This is a genomic window from Rhodococcus sp. O3 (genome assembly GCF_048897285.1).
In the GTDB taxonomy this organism is placed as follows: domain Bacteria; phylum Actinomycetota; class Actinomycetes; order Mycobacteriales; family Mycobacteriaceae; genus Rhodococcus.
The window spans coordinates 1-1,686 of record NZ_JBMBTE010000296.1 but is presented as its reverse complement, the minus strand read 5'-3'; the positions used below and the strand labels follow the sequence as shown (position 1 = coordinate 1,686).

Below are 1,686 nucleotides of genomic sequence, written 5' to 3'. Positions count from 1 at the left end.
GTCGCCACGCGGTCGGCGGCCTGTGCCGCGGCGTCGGCGGCCTCGCGCAGCACGTGCGTCGCGTAACGGCGGTACACCCCGTGGAACTGCTGGAGATGTTCCCGTGTCTCTTCGAGATGCTCTTGGGCGGTGCGGGTTTCGGTGAGCCCGTCGAGACGGTCGCCGGCGGTGGTGAGCAGGTTCTCGCTCAGCGGCGGCAGCGCGTCGGACAGGATCTGCGGGAGCCGTCCCTCGTCGATGCGGTTGCCGACGTCGGGGGAGCGCAGCGTGTGCAGCAGCTGCAGCAGGCCGGTGTACCGGTCACGCCCGGATTCGCCGCGCAGACCGAAGACCTCGGCGCGAACGGTGTCGCGGTGTTCCTCGGGACTGCGGGTGACGCGGTCGGCGCCGACGGCGGCGATCAGGTCGTCACGCGAAAGCGGCATCCGGTGCTCGTCCACCAACGTCAGGTCGAGGCCGACGCGCAGGCCGGTGGTGAACAGGTACACCTCACTGCGATGCGCGGCGGCGCTGTAGCGGATGTGCGCGCCGATGGTGAAATATTCGTCGGGGCAGGCGAGTTCGATCCACAGGTAACCGACGCGGTTGTCTTGGTCACCGGCGCCGGTGCGCATGAGTTCGTCGAGGTTCACCTTCCCGGCACCGGTCGCGTCCATACGTTTGCGGTCGCCGTCGAGCAGATACGGCAGCAGCATCTCGAGCGCGCGGGACTTGCCGGAACCGTTGGTGCCGCGCAGGATCAGCCGACCGCCCGAGAGTGTGAACTCGGTGTCCAGGTAGTGCCAGACGTTGACGATGCCGGCGCGCGAGAGCCGCCACCGCCCGGGGTGGTGGGCCGGAGCGATCGAGGCGGAGGGTCGTGTCATGGCGCGGGTCTTTCGGTGTCCGTGTGTGTTTCGATGTCCGGTCGTTCGGCGGCGGTCGGGCGGTAGCGGGCGGCCGGGGCGTGCAGCACGAGTCCGCCACCGTCCGGGCGGGCCAGGTGCAGGTCGGTCAGCAGATCCGTGATCTCGCGGCGCAGGGTGTCCGGGTCGCGCACGTACCGGGCCCGCCAGTCCCGCGCGTGGGTGGACACCAGGCCCGCGATCGCCGCGTCGACCGCGGCCGCGGAGATCACCAGATCCGCGCCCGGGGTCGGTTCGTGCTCCTCGATCAGTGACGAAATGAGAAGCAGCGCAGCCTGTTTCAGTGTTCCGGGGCCGGGGAACGACAGATCGGTGAGGGTGCCGTCCGCGTCGTACGCGAGGGCGCCTTCGGTGCGGACCTCGAGGGTGAGGCCGAAGTCCTCGTCGAGCCGGTGCGCCAGTTCGACCCGGTCACGGTGCAGTTCGTCGAGTTCGTCCGGGGCGAGGTCGTCGCGTGCGACGACCGGATCCTCGACGAGCCTGCGGTACAACCGCACCCGCGCCGGGACCTGCGGAGCGGCAGCGTCCGGCGGTGCGAGCACGTGGGCCAGCAGCGGGCGGTGCACATCCAGCACCCCGTCCTCGCCGTCCCCGGTAGCCCACCGGTCGACGATCCCGGTGTCGTCGGTCAGCACACCCCAGTCCTGCAACGCCCGCAGCGCCGCCACCAGTTGCCGCCGGTCCGCGACCGGATCGGACCCGGCGATACCGAGGGCGGTGGCGTCCGCGTGGACCTGCTCGGCCAGCGCGGAGACGAGCACGTGATCGCCGATGCCCGGAG

1 protein-coding gene and 1 pseudogene are annotated in these 1,686 nt (G+C 70.9%); both read right to left on the bottom strand.

The window, feature by feature from the left end:
* Positions 1-866, bottom strand: a pseudogene (locus ACN675_RS29065) (hypothetical protein); the annotation flags it as partial.
* Positions 863-1,686: DUF2398 family protein (locus ACN675_RS29060; protein ID WP_420754102.1), on the bottom strand; the 824-nt coding region annotated here is incomplete at its 5' end. The pseudogene ACN675_RS29065 and the gene ACN675_RS29060, both read right to left, overlap by 4 nt.